23 protein-coding genes are annotated in these 25328 nt (G+C 58.1%); 14 read left to right on the top strand and 9 right to left on the bottom strand.

What is annotated here, in order from left to right; genetic code table 11:
* Positions 1-704 precede the first annotated feature (704 nt).
* Complete coding sequence (locus AUC45_RS03980) at positions 705-1283, top strand: lysozyme (RefSeq protein WP_067598420.1); 579 nt, start codon at positions 705-707, stop codon at positions 1281-1283.
* 13 nt (positions 1284-1296) lie between these two features.
* Here AUC45_RS03980 and AUC45_RS03985 read toward each other — a convergent pair whose 3' ends face one another.
* The 4 genes from AUC45_RS03985 to AUC45_RS04000 form a co-directional block, all read right to left on the bottom strand.
* The gene (locus tag AUC45_RS03985) at positions 1297-1632 is read right to left on the bottom strand and encodes a hypothetical protein (RefSeq protein ID WP_067598423.1); all 336 of its coding nucleotides are present in this window, start codon (positions 1630-1632) and stop codon (positions 1297-1299) included.
* Positions 1633-2013: 381 nt separating this feature from the next.
* Positions 2014-2772: an ABC transporter ATP-binding protein gene (locus AUC45_RS03990; RefSeq protein WP_067598426.1), complete on the bottom strand. Its 759-nt coding sequence runs from the start codon at positions 2770-2772 to the stop codon at positions 2014-2016.
* Positions 2769-3758 (bottom strand): iron ABC transporter permease, encoded by a 990-nt coding sequence (locus tag AUC45_RS03995; RefSeq protein WP_067599059.1) that lies wholly within the window; start codon positions 3756-3758, stop codon positions 2769-2771. The genes AUC45_RS03990 and AUC45_RS03995 overlap by 4 nt, the downstream gene beginning before the upstream one ends.
* Positions 3748-4668 carry an ABC transporter substrate-binding protein gene (locus AUC45_RS04000; RefSeq protein WP_082700966.1) on the bottom strand — a complete coding sequence of 307 codons (921 nt, stop codon included), beginning with the start codon at positions 4666-4668 and terminating at the stop codon, positions 3748-3750. The genes AUC45_RS03995 and AUC45_RS04000 overlap by 11 nt, the downstream gene beginning before the upstream one ends.
* A gap of 161 nt (positions 4669-4829) precedes the next feature.
* Here AUC45_RS04000 and AUC45_RS04005 point away from each other — a divergent pair, with 161 nt between their 5' ends.
* The 13 genes from AUC45_RS04005 (at position 4830) to AUC45_RS04065 (ending at position 20152) form a co-directional block, all read left to right on the top strand.
* Entirely contained in the window at positions 4830-6083 is a 1254-nt protein-coding gene (locus AUC45_RS04005; RefSeq protein ID WP_233998518.1) for a cell wall hydrolase, read from the top strand.
* A 252-nt stretch (positions 6084-6335) separates the two neighbouring features.
* The gene (locus AUC45_RS04010; protein WP_067598432.1) at positions 6336-6734 is read left to right on the top strand and encodes a hypothetical protein; all 399 of its coding nucleotides are present in this window, start codon (positions 6336-6338) and stop codon (positions 6732-6734) included.
* 173 nt (positions 6735-6907) lie between these two features.
* Positions 6908-8782: a bifunctional diguanylate cyclase/phosphodiesterase gene (locus AUC45_RS04015; RefSeq protein WP_233998519.1), complete on the top strand. Its 1875-nt coding sequence runs from the start codon at positions 6908-6910 to the stop codon at positions 8780-8782.
* A gap of 297 nt (positions 8783-9079) precedes the next feature.
* A complete protein-coding gene (gene mdh, locus AUC45_RS04020; protein WP_067598435.1) occupies positions 9080-10042 on the top strand; it encodes a malate dehydrogenase in 963 nt (320 codons plus the stop codon).
* On the top strand, positions 10035-10577 hold the full coding sequence (locus tag AUC45_RS04025; protein ID WP_156423732.1) for a hypothetical protein: 543 nt from the start codon (positions 10035-10037) through the stop codon (positions 10575-10577). Before mdh ends, AUC45_RS04025 begins: the two co-directional genes overlap by 8 nt.
* 9 nt (positions 10578-10586) lie before the next feature.
* On the top strand, positions 10587-11477 hold the full coding sequence (gene sucD, locus AUC45_RS04030; RefSeq protein ID WP_067598441.1) for a succinate--CoA ligase subunit alpha: 891 nt from the start codon (positions 10587-10589) through the stop codon (positions 11475-11477).
* Between the two features lie 59 nt (positions 11478-11536).
* Complete coding sequence (locus AUC45_RS04035; protein ID WP_067599064.1) at positions 11537-14341, top strand: 2-oxoglutarate dehydrogenase E1 component; 2805 nt, start codon at positions 11537-11539, stop codon at positions 14339-14341.
* 29 nt (positions 14342-14370) lie between these two features.
* Positions 14371-15588, top strand: a complete 1218-nt coding sequence (gene odhB / locus AUC45_RS04040; RefSeq protein WP_067598445.1) for a 2-oxoglutarate dehydrogenase complex dihydrolipoyllysine-residue succinyltransferase — start codon at positions 14371-14373, stop codon at positions 15586-15588.
* 12 nt (positions 15589-15600) lie between these two features.
* Positions 15601-15921, top strand: coding sequence for a hypothetical protein (locus AUC45_RS04045; protein WP_067598448.1), 321 nt, complete (start codon positions 15601-15603; stop codon positions 15919-15921).
* Complete coding sequence (gene lpdA / locus AUC45_RS04050) at positions 15914-17326, top strand: dihydrolipoyl dehydrogenase (RefSeq protein ID WP_067598451.1); 1413 nt, start codon at positions 15914-15916, stop codon at positions 17324-17326. Before AUC45_RS04045 ends, lpdA begins: the two co-directional genes overlap by 8 nt.
* Positions 17327-17392: 66 nt before the next feature.
* Positions 17393-18763 carry an amidase family protein gene (locus tag AUC45_RS04055; protein WP_067598453.1) on the top strand — a complete coding sequence of 457 codons (1371 nt, stop codon included), beginning with the start codon at positions 17393-17395 and terminating at the stop codon, positions 18761-18763.
* A 58-nt stretch (positions 18764-18821) separates the two neighbouring features.
* Positions 18822-19502, top strand: a complete 681-nt coding sequence (locus tag AUC45_RS04060; protein WP_067598455.1) for a hypothetical protein — start codon at positions 18822-18824, stop codon at positions 19500-19502.
* Positions 19499-20152 (top strand): trimeric intracellular cation channel family protein, encoded by a 654-nt coding sequence (locus tag AUC45_RS04065; protein WP_067598458.1) that lies wholly within the window; start codon positions 19499-19501, stop codon positions 20150-20152. The genes AUC45_RS04060 and AUC45_RS04065 overlap by 4 nt, the downstream gene beginning before the upstream one ends.
* Before the next feature lie 159 nt (positions 20153-20311).
* Here AUC45_RS04065 and AUC45_RS04070 read toward each other — a convergent pair whose 3' ends face one another.
* The 5 genes from AUC45_RS04070 to AUC45_RS04090 form a co-directional block, all read right to left on the bottom strand.
* A complete protein-coding gene (locus tag AUC45_RS04070; RefSeq protein WP_156423733.1) occupies positions 20312-21262 on the bottom strand; it encodes a hypothetical protein in 951 nt (316 codons plus the stop codon).
* A gap of 210 nt (positions 21263-21472) precedes the next feature.
* The gene (locus tag AUC45_RS04075) at positions 21473-22024 is read right to left on the bottom strand and encodes a hypothetical protein (RefSeq protein WP_067598464.1); all 552 of its coding nucleotides are present in this window, start codon (positions 22022-22024) and stop codon (positions 21473-21475) included.
* A gap of 188 nt (positions 22025-22212) precedes the next feature.
* On the bottom strand, positions 22213-23634 hold the full coding sequence (locus AUC45_RS04080; protein WP_067598467.1) for a serine hydrolase: 1422 nt from the start codon (positions 23632-23634) through the stop codon (positions 22213-22215).
* An 85-nt stretch (positions 23635-23719) separates the two neighbouring features.
* Positions 23720-24148 carry a 50S ribosomal protein L17 gene (rplQ, locus tag AUC45_RS04085; protein ID WP_067598470.1) on the bottom strand — a complete coding sequence of 143 codons (429 nt, stop codon included), beginning with the start codon at positions 24146-24148 and terminating at the stop codon, positions 23720-23722.
* Positions 24149-24228: 80 nt separating this feature from the next.
* Positions 24229-25284 carry a DNA-directed RNA polymerase subunit alpha gene (locus AUC45_RS04090; protein WP_067598473.1) on the bottom strand — a complete coding sequence of 352 codons (1056 nt, stop codon included), beginning with the start codon at positions 25282-25284 and terminating at the stop codon, positions 24229-24231.
* Positions 25285-25328: the final 44 nt, after the last annotated feature.

Consider the following 25328-nt stretch of genomic DNA (forward strand, 5'->3'; position numbering starts at 1 on the left):
GTTCCTGAAATGTTCGAATTGGTCAAGGCGCGTGGTAAGCTGCCGTGTCGTTTTCCCAATCGAGATGGCCGCTATCCGCGAAAGGTCAACGGGCAGGAAGTGAGAAGGTTTCGGCTGAGAGCAAATGGCAAGCGATCTTTGCGATCGGCTCGGGGGCGTTCGCAAGCATTGATTACAAGCAGTCTATCCTGCTCATCTCCGTTACGTTTCTGAGCTGCGACGAAGCGAGGAGCGATCAGGCTTTGAGCTTGTAGGTAAAATACCATCGAACACTCGCGTTTCCGCGCTCTTTCGCCATGGCGAGCAAAGCTCAGCGATGAAAACGCGCAACCTTTCCCGAAGGAGCCATGATCAACACCGCATTTCCCACCCACAACCCTCTCACTTTTTCACATCGCAAAAGCGTTCCTCAATTCTCTGTTCGTAAAGGCGCGAGCAGCGGGGGCCGTTCGACGAGACGCACTTCGTCGGGACCCACATCCAACCCTCTTAGCGCGCCGGACCTGCCAACCTTCCGCAAGGCTGCACGACGGCGATTTCTTGATCGATTTCGGAAGAGGCGAGCAAGGCACCGCGAACCTTCTGACGCTTCACAAATTAAGCACGCCGCCCGACGATCAGGACCACGAAAGGCAAGACGGAAGCGAACAGCGGTAGCACTTGGTGTCAGCGCTGTGGGTCTTTCCAGCGCGGCCAATTTCGCGATGTCCGCTGATCCCATCCATGCAGGCGGCATCTTTTCTGTCTCGCTGAATGGCGATGGCGAGACCGGTTTCATCGATCCATTTGAGCGCCACAATGCGGGCGTATGGAATGTGAGCGACAGCATGCTTGAAGCCATGATCGAGGAGGAAGGTGTGCGCTATGACGTGTATCGCGACGTGGCCGGATTTCCGACCGTAGGCGTAGGGCATTTGGTACTGCCCGCAGACAATCTGAAAGTTGGCGATACGATCACGCACCAACGCGCTATGCAACTGCTTGAGGACGACCTTGCGAAAGCTGAAAGAGGCGTCCGCGATCTCGTCGGCGACCTTAAGGTCAATCAACACGAATTCGACGCGCTTGTTGATTTGGTATTCAACGTTGGCGTTGGCACAGTGTCGGAAGAGGAAAGCCCGCGGCTAAATGCGGCGATCAAGGCAGGCGATTATGAGGCGATGGCGGAAGAACTCGCCTATCACACTGCACAAAACCAACTTGCCAAAGGCCTGGTCCATCGCAGCGAGCGCCGAACGCAGATCTTCTTGGATGGTGACTACAGCGATCCGCGCAATGGATGATTGCGAGTAGCCATCAGATCTTCCCGCGCCATTTTAGCGACCTCCGATTGAGCTCCCAGATATCGGCCTCACAGGCTGCAATCTCTTCACCGATTTCCATGGCGCGCTTCAAGATATCTAGCGGCGCGTTTCGATAGGCTGGCGGATCGACAAATTCACGCCAGGCGCCGCCAAACGCGTTGTCGAGCAAGATGCGCATGAAGCAGTGATCGAGATCGACTGGCCAATCGCGTTCCTTTGCAAGTGAGGGGAGGGTTTGGCGGGTCAGCGCAAACCAGCGTTCGGTAAGGGCATCTCGCTCATTGTCGCTTTGCAATGCCTCATCAAAAAGGTTGGGCGTCTCGGACATATGGCATCAACGACGCGAGCTTTGGATGGTGCCCCAGACGCAAATCTTGAGCCCTTTGCATCGCTTTGCGCCACTGTCGTCTTTCTTCCCGTTTACACGATTTAACAACCCTTACCCAGCGTCCGCTTGAGATTGTGGCCTGAAAGATGAGGCTTTTTTTAGCCGCCCGGTGGAAGGCCTATAGAAAACCTGAAGTCGCGAAACGCGCGGAAATCCGTAGTTTCATAACTCTCTTTGCGAGTCTTTGCTGACGCCTTTCGGGTCGCACCTTAGCCGTTTTGCTTGGTCGTTTTAGAGACCGTTCGCGCGTGGCTGGGCGTATTTTGGTGTTTTCACCTTTGCGCTTTGCTGCCCGCGGACGGATACCTCGCTCCGCCCCACTCAATTGCTGATGATGAGCGCTTTTGCGTATTGCTCGCCTGTCCATTGCGCCTCTACATTCCACACATCGGCAATGACTTGCGCTGAGAGAGCGGTTTGAGGTGCCCCGTCAGATGCAACACGCCCTTCATCCAGCACCAGCACCCGGTCGGCATGGTTCATTGCGAGCGCCAGATCGTGCAGCACCATGATAACGCCCATCCCGCGCGCGGCGCAGGCCTTGAAATGGGCGACAAGGTTCATCTGATGGGAAAGATCGAGCGCTGCTAGCGGCTCATCGGCCAGAATGAATTGCGGTTCTCCCGCGAGCACACGCGCGAGCAGAACTCGACCCTGCTCTCCGCCGGATAGTTGATGCGCGCGGCGATGACGCAGAGTGTCGCAGTCGAGCGCTGTGATCGCCGTATTGATCGCCTGTTTGCCTTGGTCCGATCGCGCATCGCCGTGCGGCATTCTCCCAAGGGCCACCAGCGCCTCTACCGTCACATCCCAAGCAATCTCGCCCGATTGCGGAAGGTAGCCGAGCGCCTTTGCACGCTCCTTGTGCGGATAGGATGAGATGGGTTCTCCAGCGAGCTGAACCCTCCCCGCTTCGGCATGAAGCAATCCTGCGCAAGCCATCAGCAGGCTCGATTTACCCGCTCCGTTTGGGCCTACAATGGCGGTGATCTGGCCAGGCTGGAAAGTGGTGGTAATGTCCGACAGCACCCGTTTGCCGCCGCGCGAAAGCGAGAGGTTTTCAGTCGTAAGCGCGCTCATAACTGCCCCCTTCGCATGCGGATGAGCAGCCACAGGAAGAAAGGCGCGCCGATCAGAGACAAGGCAATGCCAAGGCGCAGCTCGGTCACCAGAGGCAGAATGCGAACCGCGCAATCAGCGACCAGGACGAGCGCTCCGCCAGCCAAGGCGCTTGGCAAGATCAGGTTGGATGGCATGCGGTCCGTAAGCGGGCGGACAAGATGCGGCACGATAAGGCCAACGAACCCGATTATCCCCGCCACTGCAACGCCCGCGCCAACGGTCAAGCCTACACCGATCACCAAAAGCAGAAGAAGCCGCGAGGGATCAACACCCATAGATCGCGCGGCATCATCACCAAGAGTAAGCGCGTCGAGTGCACGAGATGCGAAGGCCAGCACCGCAATGCCCGCCAGTGTCAGCGGGCCAGCCAGCCAAACCTCGTTCCATGATCGATCTGTCAGTGCCCCATTGAGCCACAGCACGATCTGGCTCATCGCAAAGGCATTGGGTGACAATGTGATGGCGAGCGCGGTCAACGCTCCTGCAAGGCTCGCGATCATCAGGCCGGCCAGCGTGAACAGGGCAATCCCGCCGCCAACACCCGATGCGGTGCGCCCGGCAATCGCTGCAAGCAATGTCATGCCCAAAGCTGCACCGACGAGAGCGACAAGCGGCAAGCCAAATGCGGCGAATGCCAGCGGAAATGCCGCGCCAAACCAGAGCCAGGTGACAGCTCCAAGAGCAGCCATCGGCGCGATGCCGAATAGGCCAGGATCAGCCAACGGGTTGCGCAGAAACCCCTGCATCGCAGCGCCTGCAGCGCCCAACCCTGCGCCGATCGTTACAGCCAAAATAGCGCGCGGAAGGCGCAGCTCCATTAGGATCAAAGCAGCGTTCGTGCCCGCCTCGGACACATGAAACGGGTCAATCCAGACGCGCCCTGCCAGCAACGAAAGCGGCACAAGAACTGCCAGCAGTGCGGCGAGGACAAGGTTAGTGCGCATGGCGATGGCCATCATGGGTCACACTGCCGGGCGGGTTCAGCACGAAGTCGAGGCGTATCGCTTCCAGCCGCTCCCACGCTTTAGGTATGCTGGGGCCGCCGCAGTAAAAAAGCTGTGGCTCAAACCGGGCGACGCGGGTCTGCTCTAATTCGGAAAGCAATGGATGTGTCTGCCCGTTTGAATTGCCAGCAACCAGAAGCAGGTCGGGCGGATCGGCCACAATCGCTTCCAATGCGATATGATCGGCCTGGCCCAGGCCCATCTTTGCTCCGTGATTTGCCAGCCCGAACCGGCCAAGATGCTCCCAGACGAGCGAAGCTTCGCCCGCAACGATTTGGCCCGGTTGCCATAGCATCGCGCTTACTTGCGATTCTTCAGGTACAGGCATCGCGCTGAATGTCGGGAGGTCGCGCATTATGCGCGTTTCCAACGCCTTACCCTCGCTGGTGCGCTCGGCCAATTTCGCCAACCGCCCAATCTGCGCGAGGCTTTCATCAAGGCTGGTGGGGCTGCCAAACGTCTCAACGGTAACGCCCAAGCGCTCCAACGCGGACTTGGTCGATGGCGCGATAAAGGTGCTCGCGAGCACGAGATCGGGTTGAAGCGCGACAATCTCTTCCGCTGTCCCACCAGTGATCGCGAATTGATCCGCCACTTCGCGATCAATCGAGGAGGATACAGGGTCGCGGCTGTAATGCGACAAGGCCAGAATTTGCGAAGGATCAGCGACTTCGACGAGGATCGCGTCGAGGCACGGATTGAGGCTCACTATGCGAGGTCCAGATTGGCCCGCGCGCCCCACGCGATCGGTGTTTTCAGGGGCACCGCACGCACAAAGACCTAGCGCGAGTAGCGCTGCCAGCGCCGTCCGTGCCGCGCCAATTCCGCCGTGCTTTGCTGGATATCCCATCACTTGGGCGAGAGCGTTACGCGGTGGTTGAGCCGCTCGCAAGCAACACCTTGCGTGCGCTACCGAATGGCCCTCGCGTTAAGGAATGGGCCGAACTTGTGTCCCATGGCGACGCGTTGCATATCTTAACTCGCGCAGCGAACTTACTCACGCTACGCGCTATGGCGCGATTTTTGGATCGCACCGCTTTTGAACACCGCAACGGAAACCGACTGCACCCGCTCTACCGCATGACACAGGCTCACATCTTTGAACGCGCCAATATGCCTCTTGGCCACACCGCGCCCATAAGCCAGGTGCCGCGGGTTGATACTGTTCCCGCAAGATCGGTGGTTGAAGAGCCCACGCCTGAATCCCGCTCGGCCACTTTCAAGCAGCACTTCGAAGGCATACCGTTCAAAAAGCGCGCATTGCTGCTTGCAGCCGCTATCGCCGTGCCAGCCATGGCAGCACCTGGAGATTTCGGCGCTCTGCCCGGCGATGCCACACGCACGGGCGATGATTTCGCAACGCGGGCAATCGTCAATGCGGCCTTACCGTTTGAGCGACCCGGACAAAGCTTTCCGGGTTCGGCTTTCTACTATCTTGGCGATCCGCCCGAGGATGCACTGATCGCGCTGCCGACAACCGATGCGTTTGACACAGGCGCAGAAGGCGAACGGCAGCTTGGCGCAGCGATTGATGCCGGTCCGCCTGCACGGCCATTCTTTTCATCCGTCGCAGGCCAAGGCCATATGCGCGCGCTCGACTGCATGGCGCAGGCGATCTGGTATGAAGCGGCAAGCGAGAGCACTGCGGGCCAACGCGCGGTCGCTCAAGTCGTGCTGAACCGCGTTGCCCATCCAAGCTGGCCCGGCAGCGTTTGCGGCGTAGTGTACGAAGGATCGCAGCGCAGCACTGGATGCCAGTTCAGCTTTACTTGTGATGGCAGCCTTGCCCGCCGCGCCCGCGGGGGAAGCTGGGAAAAAGCGCGACGGCTCGCCTCCGAAGCTTTGTCAGGCAGCGTCTATGCACCCATCGGCCACGCAACGCATTATCACACGCTTTGGGTTAACCCCTATTGGGCCGGATCGCTTGACCATGTGGGCACGATCGGCGCGCACCGGTTTTACCGCAATCGAGGCCGTGCGGGCGAGAAATCGGCGTTCACGGGGAGCTATGCCGGTGTTGAGCCTTCAGTGAGCGGGCGCATGAAGCGAGCTCCATCGGTTTACACTAACAGTTCCGCAACTGGTGAGGTGACCAGCACATCCGCACCGCCACCGGGTTCGGCCATCGCACCACCGCAAGCTGCCCCTGCTCCACGCTACGCAGACCCCAGTCTCGAAGGATCGGGCAATGTAAAGCCAGGCTTTTCCAATGCAGGTCAGTGGAAGAAGATTCCCGGAAAAAGCTCCACAGCTGAAGATCAGTAAAGCCGGCAAGCGCCGCGGACCGCGGCATCCCAATCCGTTAACTTTTCGCAATGCCGCATTAACGCGCGCTGCCGAGAGGAATGGGGCGCACTTTAACGTTTTCCTAACCCTACCTCCCAACAAATCCTTAGCTGTGCCCGGCCTATTCAGAGGCTCGACTTTTTCAAGCACCTGAGCTCTCAGCCTCTCCTCTCCCCTAAAGAGCCATTTCGGCCTGAGAGAGACGCGAAGCCAACGCGGACAGCGCCTGTTATGACCATCCATTTCGCCCCGGCCAAAAGCAATCGGCGCGGGACGTTCTGCCCAAAGGTCGAGCGCATGCTTTCGCGCGTTTCTTTGGGCACGGCAGCGAATGATAATGGCAGGACAAGGCTGCGTCAGGGCGCATTCGTTCCCCCATCACAAGATATCCTGGAAGCAGCGCTTCGCCACTTTGCCGAGTACGGCCTTGGCGCAGCACGCGCTGCGCGGATGCGGGCAAAGCAAGCTTTCTTCGAAGGTGACCGAGCAGCCTATGATTGGTGGATCGGCATAACCCAGACATTGGACCGCCGTCTCGCTGATCAAACGCTGCACCATCAGGCAGAACCGGGCATTGCTGCCAATTCGGACGCTGAAATTTGCGTCCTCGCACCTGAAAAAGCGCGTTAACGATCTCAATTTCCTGCCAAAAATCTCGGTAAGGATTGCGTTAACCTCGGCTTGACGGTTTTGCTTTAACTCGTGTGCGTATGGGAGCGATCGGGCCACTCAGAAAACTTCGGACGTTGCAAACGCGGCGAACGCGCACTGACAAAGTGTCTGCGCGGGTGCGGCGTTTGCTAGTGCGTACGCTCTATACCCAGCCGCTCAGCCTCGCCGTTGGCGCGTTTACGACGGTTGGGGCAGCCGCCGTCGCAGCCTGGGTTTCGGGGATCCCCGAACTCACGGTCGCCTGTTTCATCCTCGCCTTCATCGCTTTTGCCCGGATTGTCGCCGCATTTGGCTTATCCCCGGACAAGGTGGGCAACAGCACATCGATGCTGGAACTGGTCTACGAAATCGGCGCTTTCAGCTATGCATTGGCGCTGGGATCAACCGCTGCCTACAGCATTTGGATCGCAGCTGAGACTGAGGTTGTCGTCCTGCTTGTTGCCAACGCACTCTGCTATGGCGTTGGGGTCTGCGCACGCAATGCCGGGCGTCTTACCATTGCGGTTGGACAACTTTGCCTAGCCGTCTTGCCGGTGGCAATGGCGAGTTTCCTAACCGGACAGCCCGCTTTCATCGCGTTGGGCGCGACTATTTTCGGCCTCATCGCGGGCATGCTCTCGATTGCGATCAACATCTTCAAAGTCCTGCGGGATTCCATCGCTTCCGCTGAAACAAGCGCCCAATTGGCTGACAAGATGCAGGTTCTTGCCCGCACCGATGTGGTGACGGGCCTTTCGAACCGCGCTGGGCTTAATCACTCCATGGTCGAGACGATGATGTCGATCAGTGAAGAGAGCAGGCTCGCGCTCATCTGGATTGACCTTGATCGCTTCAAGGAAGTCAATGACCTGCTCGGCCACCCGGTCGGAGACCGCGTGCTCACCGAGGTTGCCCGCCGATTGCGTGATGTGTGCCCGTCCAGCACCACTGTTTCACGCTTTGGCGGTGACGAATTTGTCGCCTTTTGTCCCATCGAAGATCGCAAACACGCTGAGCAACTCGCTAGCGAGATTCACGCCGAGATCATGCGCCCGATGCGGATCGAAGGCGATAGGCTGGAAGTGCGCGCATCGCTTGGCGTTGCACTCCTACCCGATGACGGCAAGGATGCCGATACGCTGATGCAGTGCGCTGATCTGGCACTGTATCACGCGAAAGTGGGCGGACGCGCGCAGACCTGCTTCTTTGACAAGAGCATGACCCGCGACCTTGTGCGTCGGCGCGAAATTGAAGACGAATTGCGACTTGCATTGCAGCGCGATGAGCTGTCGATCTTCTATCAACCAATCGTCGATCTTGAGACCGGGCAGATCAGATGTTTCGAAGCGTTGGTGCGCTGGTTCCACCCAGAAAAGGGTGAATTGCGCCCCGATGAATTTATCCCGGTTGCTGAAGAAACCGGCGTTATTGTGACGCTCGGCAACTGGATTACCGCTCAGGCCGCACGAACGGCTGCGACCTGGCCTGAAGACATAACGATCGCTGTGAACCTCTCACCGCTCCAAATCCGTGCGCCCGGTGCCGCATTAGGCATGCGCAATGCCTTGAAGGAGGCGGGTCTCGATCCCTCGCGCATGATCCTCGAAGTGACCGAAAGCCTCTTTATCGAAGACAATCACGCAACCGCCAATTTCATTCAGGAAATGTCGGGCATCGGTGTGCAGTTCGCGCTTGATGATTTTGGCACGGGCTATTCTTCGCTCGCTCATATCAACCGCTTCCCGCTCTCCAAGATTAAGGTGGATCGCAGCTTCGTTTCCGGCCCGCATGTCGGCAAGAAAAGCGATGCGATCATCCGCGCCGTTGCCGAGATGGGCAACACGCTGGACATGGAGATCGTCGCCGAGGGACTTGAGACGATTGAGCAGGTGAAGGCCGTGAAGGAAGCGGGCTGCACGCTGGGGCAAGGATACTATTTCAGCCGCGCCGTACCCGATTACCTAGCTGCAATGCTGCTTGCGCAGGAACGTGATGGCGAGAAGCGCAGAGCGGCCGGCGGCGAATAGAGCCCCCATCGATCAATTTCACTGACAGTCATGGAAGTTTAGAAGCCGGGCAAATGGCCTCGCACCCCTATGGCGATACGCCTTATTGCAATTGCGAACTATATGCAGAAAAACCCGTAAAATACGGACTTTTCACCGTTGCATTCGCGCTGCCACCCGCCTAACTCATGCTCGCTTTGATGATGGCGTGCCGCATGGGACGGATGGCAAATCATCACGTTGAGCCCTTCGCGGGCGATACACAAAGCATGAGCCACAGTTTGCCGTCCCGAGGGATCTGGGAAGGATTGTCCAAGTATGGCCCGCAAGAAAATCGCGCTAATCGGTTCTGGTATGATTGGCGGCACGCTCGCTCACCTCGCGGCGAAAAAAGAAATGGGCGACATCGTTCTTTTCGACATTGCTGAGGGGATGCCACAGGGCAAGGCTTTGGATCTCTCCCAATGCGGCCCGGTTGAGGGTTTTGACGCCAAGATTACCGGTTCCAATGATTACGCTGATATTGCGGGCGCCGATGTTGTGATCGTCACCGCCGGCGTGCCGCGCAAACCTGGCATGAGCCGCGATGACCTGCTCGGCATCAACCTCAAGGTCATGAAAGCGGTCGGCGAGGGCATCAAGAACAACTGCCCTGACGCATTTGTTATCTGCATCACCAATCCGCTGGACGCCATGGTCTGGGCACTGCGCGAGTTTTCTGGCCTTCCCCACAACAAGGTGGTCGGCATGGCTGGCGTGCTCGACAGCGCGCGCTTTGCGACTTTCCTTGCATGGGAATTCGATTGCTCAGTGCGCGATGTGAACGCATTCGTCCTCGGCGGCCACGGAGACACTATGGTTCCGGTGAAAAGCTACACCACGGTCAACGGCATCCCGGTAGACGATTACGCGAAGATCAAAGGCGTACCTGCGGAGCGCCTCGACGAAATCGTCGACCGCACCCGCAAAGGCGGCGGCGAGATCGTCGGCCTGCTCGGCAATGGCTCAGCCTATTATGCTCCGGCGACTTCGGCGATTGCGATGGCCGAAGCTTACCTCGGCGACCAAAAACGCATCTTGCCATGCGCCAGCTATGTTGAAGGCAAATACGGCCTGGACGGGCTTTATGTCGGCGTCCCGACAGTGATTGGCGCTGGCGGCACAGAGGACGTGGTCGAAATCGAACTTTCCGACGAAGAGAAAGCCAACCTCAAGGTCTCGACCGATGCGGTCGAGGAATTGCTTGTGGCATGCAAGGGTCTGGATAGCTCGCTTGCTTAACTTAGCCATGCATCTGGCGGGAGTTCTGACACTTTCGCAAGCCATGACGCCGATTGATGAGGTTTCATCCGAACTCTCGGCGTTGGAGGCGCTGAACCTCTGCGAAGCTGTAGTCAGTGATTTTTCAACTGCTCGCCAGTTCTTGGAAAGCAAAGGGTGGGAGCATAAGCCCCCAAGCGATTACATCGCCGAAAACTGGAAAATCGACACTGCCGGTTGGTACAAGAATGGCTTTAGCCTAATTGCTTTTCACTCAAAGCATGGCACAAAAAACGAGGCGGGGGACCGTTCCGGGAGCTGTCTCGCAGAATTTCGGGGTGACAGTAATATCGCCGCCACCGAAATCGCCGCATACACTGGAATTTCAGCGAGCCAGTATGAGGAAAGCGGTAAGAACACCCTCCACCGTTTCCAGTTTCAAAATATTGAAAACACTATCTTTTTATCAAATCGTGCGGATAGAGAAAACCCACGAAAGTTGCTCGGCATTATGACGCTAGCAGTAGAACCAAAGTCTAGTTCAATCGCGCAATAAGGATCAAAAATGTCCATCCTCATTAACAAAGACACCAAGGTCATCACCCAGGGGATGACCGGAAACACCGGCACTTTCCACACGCAGCAGGCGCTCGACTACGGCACGCAGATGGTCGCGGGTGTGACACCGGGCAAAGGCGGGACCGAGCATATCGGTGTGCCGCAGTTCAACACTGTGCGCGAAGCCAAGGAAGCGACCGGCGCGACTGCCTCTTGCATCTATGTGCCCCCGCCATTTGCAGCGGATGCGATTTGCGAAGCGATTGATGCTGAAATCGAACTCATCATCTGCATCACTGAAGGCATCCCTGTGCTCGACATGGTGCGCGCCAAGGCTGCTCTCACGGGCTCCAAATCGCGCCTCATCGGGCCTAACTGCCCCGGCGTGTTGACGCCCGACGAGTGCAAGATCGGCATTATGCCGGGCTCAATCTTCAAGAAGGGCAGCGTTGGCGTGGTCTCACGTTCGGGCACCCTCACCTATGAAGCTGTGCACCAGACCACGATGGTTGGCCTCGGCCAGACCACGGCGGTCGGCATTGGCGGTGACCCGGTGAACGGCACCAACTTTATCGACGTGCTCGACCTCTTCCTAGATGACCCCGAAACCAAGTCGATGATCATGATCGGCGAGATTGGTGGATCGGCTGAAGAAGAAGCCGCTGCGTTTTTGAAAGCCGAAGCCGCCAAGGGCCGCTCAAAGCCCACTGTCGGCTTTATCGCAGGCCGCACCGCGCCTCCGGGACGCCGCATGGGCCATGCCGGCGCTATTGTTTCAGGCGGCAAAGGCGGCGCGGAAGACAAGATTGCAGCGATGGAAGATGCGGGCATTCGCGTATCGCCCTCTCCATCCGAACTGGGCACCACGCTCGATGCGATGCTGAAGGAAATGGCATAAGTTGAGGAGGATACCCGCATATCGGCGGGGTATTTTCCGCTCCTCCCCGGAGAAAGATGATGAACAAGCAGAACACCCGCTTTGTCCCCGAAATGACCGATCAGGAAGGCCCGCAGCCGGGCCCGTCCTGGGGCAATCCCAAATGGCTTGATCAGGTATCGGGCAGCGAAGAGGATCTCGCGAGCGCGATGGATCCGACGCAAATGCGTGTGCTTGTCGAAAAGGCTGCAAAGAAGGCGGGCAAACCGCTTGATCAAGACGCATTGCAGCACGCGGCGGACATTTCGAACAAGGCGATGACGCTGGTTCGACTTTACCGTGTGCGCGGGCATTTGGCAGCCGACATCGATCCGCTGGATCTATCATCGAAGCGGGAAATTCCAGCCGATCTCAGCCTCGAATTTCATGGGCTCGCCGGGATGGAAGCCGAAGAGGTCTATGTCAGCGATGTGCTTGGCCTTGAATGGACCACCATCGGAAAACTGCACGCACGTTTGAAAGAGGTCTATTGCGGCAAAGTCGGCCTCGAATACATGCACATCGCCGACACGGAGGAACGCCGCTTCCTCCAAGACAAGTTCGAAAGCCCCGGCGATACGATCCAGTTTACGCCTGAGGGCAAGAAAGCGATCCTCGCCGCTGTCCTTCGCGGGGAGCAGTACGAGGAATTCCTCGGCCGCAAATATGTCGGCACGAAGCGTTTCGGCCTCGATGGCGGGGAATCGATGATCCCGGCGCTTGAGGCGGTTATCAAGCATGGCGGCTCTGATGGCGTGCGCGAGATTATCTACGGCATGGCGCACCGTGGGCGTTTGAACGTCCTCGCGAACGTGATGGCAAAGCCCTACAAAGTGATCTTCCACGAATTTTCCGGCGGCACCGCCAATCCTGAAGATGTCGGCGGATCGGGCGATGTGAAATATCACCTCGGCACAAGCACGGACCGCGAATTTGACGGGATCAGCGTGCACATGTCGCTGACCCCCAATCCATCGCACCTCGAAACGGTGAACCCCGTCGTGCTCGGCAAATCGAGAGCGCAGCAGGCGATCCGCGATGATCTTGAAAACAAGCAGCAGGTTCTGCCAGTCCTGATCCATGGCGATGCCGCATTCGCTGGCCAGGGCGTCGTGTGGGAAAGCCTCTCGCTCTCCGGCGTGCCCGGATACGATACCGGCGGCTGCATTCACTTCATCATCAACAACCAGATCGGCTTTACGACTTCGCCCAAGTTCGCGCGGTCCTCACCCTACCCCAGCGATGTAGCGAAGGGCGTGATGGCGCCGATCCTGCACGTAAATGGCGATGATCCCGAAGCGGTGACATTCGCTTGCAAGCTTGCTGTGGAATACCGCCAAAAATTTGGCCGTGACGTAGTGATCGACATGTGGTGCTATCGCCGGTTTGGCCACAATGAAGGCGATGAGCCAAAGTTCACGCAGCCGATCATGTATGATGTCATCGGCAAGCACCCCAAAGTCAGCCGCGTCTACGAACAACGCCTGATCGAAGAAGGCGTGATCGATGAAGGCCACCGCGAGGCTTTCACCTCAGAATTCATCGCCCATCTCGAAGAGGAATTCGAAGCGGCGAAAAGCTACTCCGCCAATGAAGCGGACTGGTTTGGCGGACGTTGGGCGGGCCTGAACAAGCCTGCTGATGACGAGACCGCACGGCGCAACGTCGAAACCGCGATTGAACCCAAGATGTTCGATTCTCTTGGCCGCGTCCTCACAGAAGTTCCCGAAAATGTGAATATTCACAGGACATTGGGCCGTGTTCTTAAAGCGAAGGGCGAAATGTTCGCGAGCGGCGAAGGCTTTGATTGGGCCACCGCTGAAGCGCTCGCATTCGGCAGTCTCGTCATGGAAGGGTATGGCGTGCGCCTGTCCGGGCAGGATTCGGGTCGCGGCACGTTCTCACAGCGCCATGCCGTCTGGGTCGATCAAAAGACTGAGGACAAATACATTCCCTTGACCACGCTGCCTCACGGCAAGTTTGAGGTCTACGACAGCACTCTGTCCGAATATGGGGTGCTTGGTTTCGAGTACGGATTTGCGATGGCAGATCCCAAATCTCTGGTCCTTTGGGAAGCGCAATTTGGTGACTTTGCAAACGGCGCGCAGATTATGATTGACCAGTATATCGCGGCTGGTGAAGCAAAATGGCTGCGGGCCAACGGCCTCGTCATGCTGTTGCCACACGGATATGAGGGGCAAGGCCCAGAGCATTCCTCCGCCCGGCTCGAACGCTTCCTGCAATTGTGTGCAGCGGACAATATCCAAGTCTGCAACATCACAACGCCGGCGAACTATTTCCACGTGCTGCGCCGTCAGATGCTGCGGCCATTCCGCAAGCCTTTGGTGATAATGACGCCCAAATCCTTGCTGCGCCATCCGCTCGCCAAGAGCACGAGCGAGGAATTCCAGGGCAAGCATCACTTCATGCGGATCAAATCGGACCTGACCGAAATTGCCGATGACAAGGTGAAGCGCCTCGTCCTGTGCTCGGGTAAAGTCTATTACGATCTGTATGAGAAGCGCGAGGCAGAAGGGCTCAAAGACGTTTCGATCGTGCGGATTGAGCAGCTCTATCCCTTCCCCGGTGATCCGCTTTCGGTGCGGTTGAAGCGCATGAAGAACCTTAAAGAGGTCGTGTGGTGTCAAGAAGAGCCGAAGAACAATGGCGCTTGGTTCTTCGTCGATAACCAGATTGAGCAATCGCTCACCATGGCCGGGCACAAAGGAATGCGCCCAAGCTATGCGGGACGCGACGCGGCTGCATCGCCTGCGACAGGCCTCGCCAAAAGACACGCCCAGCAGCAGGAAGCGCTTGTCGCCGATGCTCTTGGCCTTTCCAAATAATCTTCAGATAAGGCTTAAGGATCAAATACATGGCCACTGAAATTACAGTTCCAGCACTCGGCGAATCCGTGACCGAAGGCTCCATTGGTGAATGGCTGAAACAGCCGGGCGAGGCGGTTGCCGTGGATGAGCCGATTGCTTCGCTCGAGACTGACAAGGTCGCGGTCGATGTACCCTCACCCGTTGCAGGCGTCCTGTCAGAGCATCGCGCTGAAGTGGGCGACACCGTCGAAGTGGGCGCGATCATCGCGGTAATCGAAGAGGGCGAAAGTGCTCCTGCCAAGCCTGCAGCGGCGAAATCCGATACACCTGCACCTGCCGCTGCCGCAGAAGCGCCTGCATCCGATGCTTCGCTGACGCTGTCGCCGGCCGTTCGCCGCGCGGTTCTTGAACACGGGGTCGACCCTTCAACGATCAAAGGCACCGGAAAAGGCGGTCGGATCACCAAGGAAGACGTTCTCGAAGCGGCCAAGAACAAGACTGCAGCGCCCGCGCCAGCTCCTGCAGCCTCACCCGCGCCAGCACCAGCCGCAAGCGCAACTGGTGAACGCCGTGAAGAGCGCGTGAAGATGACGCGTATGCGCCAGACCATCGCCAAACGTCTGAAAGGCGCTCAGGAAGAAGCGGCGCTTCTCACGACCTTCAACGATTGCGACATGAGCGCGGTCATCGAAGCGCGCACGAAGTACAAAGATCTGTTCGCGAAGAAGCACGATATCCGTCTGGGCTTCATGGGCTTTTTCGCAAAAGCAGCCTGTCTCGCGCTGAAGGACGTGCCGAGCGTCAACGCCTATATCGAAGGCGATGAGATCGTCTATCACGACTATGTCGATATCTCGGTTGCCGTATCGGCTCCCAACGGCCTCGTGGTTCCAGTCATCCGTGATTGCCAGAATAAGGGCTTTGCGCAAATCGAGAAAGACATCGCCGACTTCGGGAGCCGCGCCAAGGAAGGCACGCTCACCATGGCCGATATGCAAGGGGGCACATTCACTATCTCGAATGGCGGCGTGTTCGGCAGCCTGATGTCGACACCGATTATCAACCCGCCGCAATCTGCCGTGCTGGGCCTTCACCGCATCGAAGAGCGCCCCGTTGCCGTTAATGGCGAAGTCGTGATCCGCCCGATGATGTATATCGCGCTGTCCTACGACCACCGTCTGATTGACGGGCGCGAAGCGGTTACGGCATTGAAAATCATCAAGGAAGCAATCGAAGATCCGACCCGGATGCTGATTGACCTTTAGGAGCCAACCCCAATGAAAAGAATTGCTCTTGCCCTTACCGCGCTCACAAGCCTTGCCGCTTGCGATGCCGCGACCGAGCTTGCCGGTAACGCCTTCGCTGAAGAATTGCGCACCCAATACATCGCACAATGCGAAGGGGTGGCCGAGAACATCGGCATCGCGAGTGAAAATGTCACATCCGCATGCGAATGCAGCGCCGATGATTTTGCGAAAGACATGTCCGATGGCGAATTGCAGATCGACCAAGCACGCATCGAAGAAGTCCTGAAAACGTGTGTAGGAGGCCAAACGGGCGAGACTGAAAATGCCCCGGCGGAGAGTGCTAATGGCTGAATATGACTATGACGTCCTTGTCATCGGTGCTGGACCTGGCGGCTATGTCGCCGCAATCCGCGCCGCGCAACTGGGTTTGAAGACCGCATGCGTGGAAAGCCGTGAGACGTTGGGAGGCACCTGTCTCAATGTTGGGTGCATCCCGTCAAAAGCGCTCCTCCACGGCTCTGAGCTTTTCGAAGAGGCCGAAGGCGGCCACTTCGCCACCTGGGGCATTACTGCCAAGCCCAAGCTCGACCTTGGCCGAATGATGGAAGAAAAGACCAAGGCGGTGGGCGAACTCACCGGTGGGATCGAATTCCTGTTCAAGAAGAACAAGGTCACCTGGCTCAAAGGCCACGCAGCGTTTGAGGACGCACACACCGTAAAGGTGGGCGATGCAACCCATACGGCAAAGGACATCGTGATCGCTACCGGCTCCAGCGTAACTCCCCTGCCCGGCGTCGAGGTCGACAACGCGGCCAAGCGCATCGTCGATTCCACCGGCGCGCTCGAGCTGGAAGAAGTGCCCGAGCACCTGGTCGTCATCGGCGGCGGTGTCATCGGGCTCGAACTTGGCAGCGTGTGGCGGCGTCTCGGTGCGAAAGTCACCGTCGTCGAATTTCTCCCGCAAATCCTCCCCGGCATGGATGAGGAAGTGCGCAAGGAAGCCAACAAGATCTTCAAAAAACAGGGTCTTGAATGGATGCTCGGCCACAAGGTTACCGGTGCAAGCGTCAAGGGCAAGAAAGTCACGCTGACTATCGAGAAAGCCGAAGGCGGCGATGAACAAACACTCGAGGCAAGCCACGTCCTGGTTAGTATTGGGCGGCGTCCCAACACCGATGGACTGGCGCTCGACAAGGCTGGCCTCCAAGTCAACAATCGCGGTCAGATCGAAATCGAGCATGATTTCCGCACGAAGACACCCAATGTCTGGGCCATTGGCGATGTCGTCCCCGGCCCAATGCTGGCGCACAAAGCCGAGGATGAAGGCATTGCGGTCGCTGAGAACATCGCAGGCCACACCGGCATCGTGAACCACGATGTGATCCCCAATGTCGTCTACACCGCACCTGAAATCGCAGGAGTTGGCCTCACGCAAGAACAAGCCATTGAGGCGGCTGGCGGCGACAAGAAGGCGATCAAGGTCGGCAAGTTCCCGATGATGGCAAACAGCCGCGCCAAGGCAAACCGCGATACCGATGGCTTTGTAAAAGTGATCGCCGATGCGGAAACCGATCGCGTGCTCGGCGTGTGGATGATCAACACACTGGCTGGCACCATGATCGCGCAGGCAGCGCAAGCGATGGAATTTGGCGCCACATCAGAAGACATCGCCTACACCTGCCACGCGCACCCAACTCATGCCGAAGCCTTCAAGGAAGCGGCAATGGCAGTCCAAGGCAAGCCGATCCATATGTGAGCGTCATGCGAATTGCCTCCCTTTGCGAGCCGCGATAGGCTGCGCGCGAGGAGAGCATTTTTCACTATGGCCCATCCGCAATTGACAGATAAGCCGGGCGCGCTTGAGACCGCTGCCGCGATCAAGGCTGGCAAGCTCAGCGCTTCGGATGCGGTGGATGCCGCGATTACGCGGATTGAAAAGCTTGACGGGCCGATCAACGCGCTTGCCGTGCCGGATTTTGAGCGAGCGCATGATGCGGCGGCGGCTCTGGACGCAGCCGGGCCTCCCACTGGCAGCGACGATGATCAGCCGCTGTTTGGCGTGCCGATGACCGTCAAGGAAAGCTTTGACGTTGCTGGCCTGCAATCATGTTGGGGACACAAACGCCTGACAGATTACATCGCTCCGCGCGATGCCGATCTTGTCCGGCGCTTGAAAGCGGCGGGTGCGATCATCCTTGGCAAGACGAATGTGCCCGTAGACCTTTCCGACTGGCAGAGCTTCAACGCGGTCTATGGCCGGACCACCAATCCGCACGACAACACGCGCTCACCCGGAGGCTCATCAGGTGGGAGCGCTGCAGCTGTCGCGAGCGGGATGGTACCGGCGGAATTCGGCACGGACATTGGCGGATCGGTGCGAGTGCCTGCGCATTTTTGCGGCGTCTGGGGGCACAAGACGACGTGGGGACTTGTATCCAAACAAGGCCATGACCACCCTTTTCTGGCGAAGCAGAAGGGTTTTGTGGCAGCGCATGATGGCGCTTTGTCGATTGCCGGGCCTTTGGCACGAAATGCTGAGGATCTGGCAGTCCTCACTCAGATCGGCGCGCAGTATCCAATCACCAGAACGGGGAAGCCGCTTTCGAAATGCCGACTTCTTGCAATCACAGAGTATCCAGACAGCCCGGTTGACGCGAGTGTTGCTGATCCCACAGAGGCAGCAATCGAAGCGTTGATTGCAGCAGGCATATCCATCGATCGCACCAGCTATCTGATCCCCGATCTTGCAGAGCAACAGGCGCACTACATGCGCATGCTCAATACGGCGATGGCGCGCGGTGCGCCTTCGCCCGATGGCAAACGCGCGAGCGCAACCGATTGGTTCGACCTGCTCGATGCGCAAGCTGCGAAAGAGTTTGAATGGGCGCGCCTTTTTGAAACCTATGATTTCGTCCTCGCCCCGCCCGCCCCCGTTCTTGCCATTCCGCACGTGGAAGAGGCGGTGTTCAAATCAACCCTCCATATTAACGGGCAGGATTTGCCGGCGGGTGCGGGACTTGCCTGGGCAGGAATAGCAACTTTCCCCAGTCTGCCTTCAACGGTGCTCCCGATTGGCAGCAGCACGTATGAAGGGGCGGAACTTCCCTGCGGTATGCAAGTGATAGGCCCGCGCATGTCCGACCTCGATTGCATCCAGGCAGCAGGTGAAATCGGGAAAATCTTGCACGGATAGGCGCTTCAGGCCAGAGGGCGGCCATGACTGAACAATCCCAAGCGCGCGCGGCAGCGTCATGAGGACCCTCGCCAAATACCACATCTGGCTCGGCTGGCTGGTGGGTGTTCCGATCGTCATGTGGCTCGCCAGCGGGCTGTTCATGACGATCAAGCCGATTGAAGAAGTGCGCGGCGAGCATTTGCGTTTGCCGGTATCACAGGCCCCGCTGGTCATTGCAGACAGCCCACTCGCCACAGAAGATGCGCAGTTGAAAGAGATGCGAGTGACCATGCAGGATGGGCGCGCTGTCGCGATCCTGACGACGCTCGACGGTGTGACGCGCCGCGTCGATGTCGCGAGCGGAGAGCCCCTCGCCCCGCTAGACGCTAACAGCGCCCGCGCATTGGCAGCGAAACGGATAGATAGCGGCGATCAGGTCCGCTCAGTCACATTCTTCGCCGCAAATGAAGTGCCCTTTGATTTCCGCCGTCCCATGCCGGTTTGGCAAGTTGCCCTGGAGGACGGAACCCATGTGTATATCGGCCGTGACACTGGCGAGATTGAAGCTGTTCGCACCCAGTGGTGGCGATGGTTCGACCTGGCCTGGGGCCTGCACATCATGGACTTGTCTGAGCGTGAGGCGACCAGTCACCCGATCCTGATCCTGTTTGCAGCGCTTTCGTTGACGGGCGCCCTTATCGGCTGCGTGTTGATGTTTCGCCGCCGGAAATCCCGCGTGAGATCCAGGCCACAATGAACGAAGCTGTCCTCACTCCGATCCTCGACTGGCTCGATATTGCCGGAATTGCGATCTTTGCGCTTTCAGGCGCGCTTGTTGCTGCGCATGAGCGGCAGACCTTTGTGACCATGGCATTCTTCGCGCTTGTCACGGGCGTTGGCGGCGGAACGGTGCGCGATCTTTTGATCGATGCGCCGGTATTCTGGATGACGGACCCTTGGGTGGCGGTCGTCTGCCTAGCCATGGCCTTAATCGCCTGGTTTACGCCGGTGAAGGTGTGGGATGGCAAATTGCTCGACTACGCCGATGCCATCGGGCTTGCAGCCTATGCCGTGCTCGGCAGCGCAAAGGCCATTGCGTATGGCATCCCGCCCGTGCCGGCGGCGCTAATGGGGATTATCACGGGGTGTGTGGGCGGAGTTATCCGCGATGTCGTTGCCGGGCGGCCATCGATTATCATGCAGCCCGAATTGTATGTGACAGCCGCAGCATTGAGTTCAGCCATCACCGTTCTGGGCATGATGTTTGCCGAGGCGATCGGTATCGTAGATGCGGCGATCTGGGGCGCCGCGTTTGTTGCAGGTTTCTGCCTTCGCGCGGCTGCCATACGGTTTGAATTGGCGCTTCCAAGTTATGGTCGCAGCGAACCTCCTGAAGAGGCCAGCTAGCCCGTCCTTGCCAATAAAAGCGAACGGCGGACCAACCTGCTTGAAAAGCAAACTGATCCGCCGCCAGGCACTTCCGCTGCAGAGGACACATGCAGCGGAAAAGGCTGAATTTCTATTCGCGCAGCGTCAGTGCGAAGCGCGATATGCCCCTACCCCTTTTCAGAGATCGCCATCGATGGTTTCGGGGATGGTCTCCCCGGGAACCAGACCGCCTGGATAGGCTGGCCAAGCTGTGCTGCGAGTTGTAGAACTGTCAGCAAAACGAGCGTCAAGAGGCTCACGCACGTCCGCGCGCTCTGCGAGGGCGAGCCGCGCATTGGCGTAGCTATCATCGCTTAACTGCCCTTCGGCGCGGTTCGCATAGCCATCGAAACGATCGCTTTCTTGCGCGCCGCGAAAGCCACTGCCGTAATTGAGCGCTTCGATCCGGCCATCGTTCGAGATGCGGCAATCAAAAGCTTCACCGCCTTCTATAGTGCCGCGAACGGACCAACCGCTGCCAGTGCGCTCTACGCCGTCAACATCCCTAACTGCGCCATCACGGGCTGCGACGTCGGTGCAGGTGTCGATCGCGCCATCGATACCGATTGGTGCAACTGCTCTGCGTTGCTCTTCTGGAAAGCGTTCCTCTGCACCGCGTCCGCGATATCGCTCAACCTCAACCCCGCGCGAACGCAGATATTCAAGCTCGCGCTGTTGTTCGCGGTTTTGCTCGCGCAGTTCGCGCAGTTCCTGATCCTGTTGCCAATCGCGATCACGATCCCGCCGACGATCATAGCGGTCACGGCGATTGTTGTTGTTTGCAGCGCTTGCAATGGCGGCAATTCCGCCGATTATCGCGACACCTGCCAGAACGTCGCCAGCGCGCACGCCGCGATGCCTGCGCCAGCCGCGCCGCCATCCGCGGCCACGCCAACGGCCCCAGCGGCGCCATTCATTGACTTCGCTAAGGCTGTCTCCCGGACGCGGGATTTCAAACTCGGTAAAGAGCGTGTTGTGCTTTGCGCTACTAAGATTGCTGGGAAGTTCCGCAGCGTGTGCGGGAGTGATTGTCATCGCGGCTGATGCCAAAAGTCCGGCCATTGCCCCGATACGCAAAGTGTGAGCCATGTGTGCCCCCTTCTCGTTAATCGAATGCAGGCGGCCACCACGCGCCTTGTTGTGGCAAGTGGCATGGGGCACAAAGGCTTAGCGTTTCCTGAATAGAACCTGTCGCGCGAAGGTTTGTCCGGATAAATCGCTCACGAAATGTGAAACGCCCCGAGCCTTGTCAGACCCGGAGCGCTTCCTTGACCCCACCCTAGAGGAGTTGGTGTTTGTTTAGCGGAGGCCGCGAATACCTCGGAATTCAACATAAGGTCGGCCGCGACCATCGAACCAGCAGGTGAACCGGCCGCGATCAAATCCGCGATTTCCATAGCCATAGCCGCGACCTCTAAAGCCTTCGACTTGCATACGGCCCTTTACGCGGAAGCCATCGCGGCGGCGATCGACATCGCGGATCTCGGTCACATCGGCAAAGCGATATCCACCGAACCTGCGGGCTTGTCGCTCGGCTACGCGGACACAGCGTTCGACTGCGCGGCGGCCGTTAAAGCGGTTGCCTCTGAAATGGCGGCCTCCGCGCCAGTGGCGATCGCCGCGATCCCAGCGGCCATCACGCCAATGGCCTCGGCGATCACGGTCGCCATCAAATGCACCGGCAAGCGCGGCAATCCCACCCACAATCACTGCACCGGCGATTACGTCCCCTGCATCGATGCCGCCGCGGCGGTCATCAGCCATGGCAGGAGTGGCACTTCCGAGAGCCATCGCGCCAGCCGCGACAGTCCCGAGTGTGCCCTTGGCGAGAGTTTTCTTAAATTTCGTCATAGGTTTGATCCTCGGGTTTCTCAGTGGCGGAAGAATATCCGTTCACTGTGAGAGCCTTTTAGATGAACAAACCTGATGTGATTCTGAGCGAGATTTGCAGCGGACGTTCAGATAAATCGTATTTTACATGAACGTTCGCAGTTGGACACACTGTTCCGGATGGGCTTGCTGAACGAAACCCTTGGATGTCATTCTTCAAGCGCTGAAAGCACGTCTCTTGTAAATGCCGCGATATCAAAGCGCGTGCCCACCATGTCCTCCCCTCGCCGGACAATCACCACGTTGCGAGATGGAACTATGACGAGATATTGCCCACGATTGCCGCGAGCGAGAAAAGCATCGTCAGGAATGCCTTCATGAACATCGCGATCGGGATGCTTGAAGGTCCACCAACCTGCGCCATAACCGTAATTCCCGGTTTCGGGCTGAGGTCCGCTCATACGGGATACATATTCGCCCCACCCCTCAGGCAGCAGGCGTTCCCCATCAGGTAGCACCCCATCATTGAGGTATAGCTGGCCGAGCGTCGCAAGATCACGCGCAGTCGTCCAAACTTGGCTAGAGAGGACATAGTTCCCTCGAATATCTGTTTCCGCGACTGTGTCGGTCATTCCGATCTTTTCGAAAAGCTCAGGCGCTGGGTAGTATTGCAGATATCCGTCAATCGCCTTCACCGCCGTCAGAGTGTCGTTATTGGCATAGCGATACTGAGTGCCGGGCTTGGCGATCATCGGCCAATTTGTGGCGCGCTCATCAACTGTGGTCCCGCCCCAGTAGAGCGGATCAGTGCGATTGCCAGGAGTATCGGAATAGCGACCTGACGCCATGCGAAGCGCGAGATCAATGGTTATGGCATTGCGAGTATCGGTTTGACCGCCTCGTCGCCAGTAATTGATCGCGATCGGATCATCGACGCTGTATTCCCCGCTTTGCACAGCAGCACCCACGAAAGTGGCAGCAATGCTCTTCGCAACAGACCAAGTGCGCTGGGGAGTGTTTTCGCTGAAGCCGGGAGCATAACCCTCCGATACTCGCTGCCCATCCTTCAGGATGTAGATCGCTGTCGTGCGCGCCCCATCGCCATAAGTGCTGCCAGAAAACGCATCGGCTTCAATGGCAGCTAGGTCGGCCGCCGCTCCGTCAGCCGTCGGGTAATTGACCGCCGATTCGCGGGTTCTCAGCTGCGTTAACGGCTGGCCCTCGGTGGGCTCGCTGGTGTTCTCAGGTGCGCCGATGGGCAGGACCGAACAGCCGGTATCATCACCATAATAGGCTGCCACGCGATCAGGCATATCTTCCGCCCAGTCGACCTGCACATGTGCGATTTGTCCCGTTGGACGACGCACAATCTCATATTCAAGGTCGCGGACAATTGGATCGAGCGCGGGATAAATGCCGGTCAATTCCCATTCGTGCACGCTTTCAGGGGTTCGAGTGGTGCCCGCTGCTTCAGCATGAGCAATCGCGCTGCACAGGAAGAGCGCCTTGTAACCGGCAGCCAGCGCACGATCATATCTCGCATCAAGGCGATCCTGCTGGCTCTGTGCCTCGGCACAAGCGGACGACAGGACGAGTGCGGCGGAAGCGGCGGTAAGCGTGAGTGTCTTCATGAACACAGACCCTAGAGAGCACCGCCCAAAAGAAAAGGGCCAGCGCATTGCTGCGCCGGCCCTTTCTGTGTTTCTTCGGAGAAGTTTACGCTTCGGCTTCAGCGTACTCGTCAACTTCGCTCATGTCCGGACCGGAATCCTGGCCGCGCGCTTCTTCATCGCGGTCGACAAATTCGATCACGGCGATCGGAGCCGCATCGCTGTCGCGATATCCGGCCTTGATCACGCGGGTGTAGCCGCCGTCGCGATCAGAATAGCGCTCGGCCAGAACATCAAATAGCTTCTTGAGCTGCGTTTCGTCCTGCAGACGCGTCATCGCCAGACGACGGTTCGAAAGGCCACCACGCTTGGCAAGTGTCACCAGCTTTTCGACATAAGGACGAAGTTCTTTCGCCTTGGCCTGTGTGGTGATGATCTGCTCGTGCTTGATAAGAGCAGCCGCCATATTGCGGAAGAGAGCCTTGCGGTGGCCCGACTTGCGCGAGAGTTTGCGCTGTGAAATTCCGTGACGCATTTTGTTTTCCTTCGTTCGAAAAGGGCCCGTGTGAGGTAGCCCAGTGCTGGCGGCGCTTCAGGTGCGCCGCCGGAACCTGTTTAACCAAGAAGTTCCTGTTCCAACTTCTTCGCCATTTCTTCAATGTTCTCAGGCGGCCATCCGGGGATGTCCATGCCGAGACGCAGACCCATACTTGAGAGCACTTCCTTGATCTCGTTCAAGGACTTGCGGCCAAAGTTTGGCGTGCGCAGCATTTCGGCTTCGGTTTTCTGAACCAAATCGCCGATGTAGATGATGTTGTCGTTTTTGAGGCAGTTTGCACTGCGAACCGACAGTTCCAACTCGTCGACCTTTTTGAGGAGGTAACGGTTGAGCTGGTTTGCATCGTCTTCCTGCGGCTGAGCGGCCTGACCGATCATTGCGGACTGAGGCTGCGGGATGCCATCTTCGAAGTGGACGAACAATGTCAGCTGGTCCTGCAAAATGCGCGCGGCATAAGCGACCGCATCGTCAGGCGTTACCGTGCCATCGGTTTCGACAGTCAGGCTCAGCTTGTCATAGTCAAGCTCCTGGCCAACACGTGCGTTTTCGACCTTGTAGCTCACCTGACGAACAGGCGAGTAGAGCGAATCCACAGGGATCAGGCCAATCGGCGCATCCGCGGGGCGGTTCTGCACGGCAGGCGCGTACCCCTTACCAACGTCAGCGGTCAGCTCCATGTTGAGCGTCGCACCTTCGTCAAGGTGGCACAGGACGAGGTCTTTGTTCATCACTTCGATGTCGCCGGTTACAGCGATATCACCTGCTTTCACTTCAGCAGGGCCAGTCATCGAAAGCTGCAGTCGCTTGGGGCCTTCGCCTTCCATCTTCAGCGCGATTTGCTTCACGTTGAGAACGATGTCGGTCACGTCTTCACGTACGCCGGCAAGCGACGAGAATTCGTGCAGTACGTTTTCAATCTTGATCGATGTGATCGCGGCGCCCTGAAGCGAGGAAAGCAGCACACGGCGCAAAGCGTTGCCAAGTGTGAGGCCAAAGCCGCGCTCAAGCGGTTCAGCGACAAAAGTCACTTTGCGTTGCTTGTCGGAGCCTTCCTTGATTTCAAGAGCGTTGGGTTTCTTCAGTTCCTGCCAGTTCTTCGTATTGACGGACATGGATTTCCCCTAATTCGCTTATCGTAAGCGGTTCAAATTTTGGT

The sequence above is a fragment of the Erythrobacter sp. YT30 genome (genome assembly GCF_001542875.1).
GTDB lineage: Bacteria > Pseudomonadota > Alphaproteobacteria > Sphingomonadales > Sphingomonadaceae > Erythrobacter.

Bases quoted from the DNA above. Each gene is read 5' to 3' on its own strand.
- AUC45_RS04055 (WP_067598453.1), top strand. From the start codon at position 17,393: ATGGCCCATCCGCAATTGACAGATAAGCCGGGCGCGCTTGAGACCGCT.
- AUC45_RS04060 (WP_067598455.1), top strand. From the start codon at position 18,822: ATGAGGACCCTCGCCAAATACCACATCTGGCTCGGCTGGCTGGTGGGT.
- AUC45_RS03990 (WP_067598426.1), bottom strand. From the start codon at position 2,772: ATGAGCGCGCTTACGACTGAAAACCTCTCGCTTTCGCGCGGCGGCAAA.
- AUC45_RS04075 (WP_067598464.1), bottom strand. From the start codon at position 22,024: ATGACGAAATTTAAGAAAACTCTCGCCAAGGGCACACTCGGGACTGTC.
- AUC45_RS04000 (WP_082700966.1), bottom strand. From the start codon at position 4,668: ATGGGATATCCAGCAAAGCACGGCGGAATTGGCGCGGCACGGACGGCG.
- lpdA (WP_067598451.1), top strand. From the start codon at position 15,914: ATGGCTGAATATGACTATGACGTCCTTGTCATCGGTGCTGGACCTGGC.
- AUC45_RS04065 (WP_067598458.1), top strand. From the start codon at position 19,499: ATGAACGAAGCTGTCCTCACTCCGATCCTCGACTGGCTCGATATTGCC.
- AUC45_RS04035 (WP_067599064.1), top strand. From the start codon at position 11,537: ATGAACAAGCAGAACACCCGCTTTGTCCCCGAAATGACCGATCAGGAA.
- AUC45_RS04010 (WP_067598432.1), top strand. From the start codon at position 6,336: ATGACCATCCATTTCGCCCCGGCCAAAAGCAATCGGCGCGGGACGTTC.
- AUC45_RS04090 (WP_067598473.1), bottom strand. From the start codon at position 25,284: ATGTCCGTCAATACGAAGAACTGGCAGGAACTGAAGAAACCCAACGCT.
- AUC45_RS04080 (WP_067598467.1), bottom strand. From the start codon at position 23,634: ATGAAGACACTCACGCTTACCGCCGCTTCCGCCGCACTCGTCCTGTCG.
- mdh (WP_067598435.1), top strand. From the start codon at position 9,080: ATGGCCCGCAAGAAAATCGCGCTAATCGGTTCTGGTATGATTGGCGGC.
- rplQ (WP_067598470.1), bottom strand. From the start codon at position 24,148: ATGCGTCACGGAATTTCACAGCGCAAACTCTCGCGCAAGTCGGGCCAC.
- AUC45_RS03980 (WP_067598420.1), top strand. From the start codon at position 705: ATGTCCGCTGATCCCATCCATGCAGGCGGCATCTTTTCTGTCTCGCTG.
- sucD (WP_067598441.1), top strand. From the start codon at position 10,587: ATGTCCATCCTCATTAACAAAGACACCAAGGTCATCACCCAGGGGATG.
- odhB (WP_067598445.1), top strand. From the start codon at position 14,371: ATGGCCACTGAAATTACAGTTCCAGCACTCGGCGAATCCGTGACCGAA.
- AUC45_RS04005 (WP_233998518.1), top strand. From the start codon at position 4,830: ATGGCGCGATTTTTGGATCGCACCGCTTTTGAACACCGCAACGGAAAC.
- AUC45_RS04070 (WP_156423733.1), bottom strand. From the start codon at position 21,262: ATGGCTCACACTTTGCGTATCGGGGCAATGGCCGGACTTTTGGCATCA.
- AUC45_RS03985 (WP_067598423.1), bottom strand. From the start codon at position 1,632: ATGTCCGAGACGCCCAACCTTTTTGATGAGGCATTGCAAAGCGACAAT.
- AUC45_RS04045 (WP_067598448.1), top strand. From the start codon at position 15,601: ATGAAAAGAATTGCTCTTGCCCTTACCGCGCTCACAAGCCTTGCCGCT.
- AUC45_RS03995 (WP_067599059.1), bottom strand. From the start codon at position 3,758: ATGCGCACTAACCTTGTCCTCGCCGCACTGCTGGCAGTTCTTGTGCCG.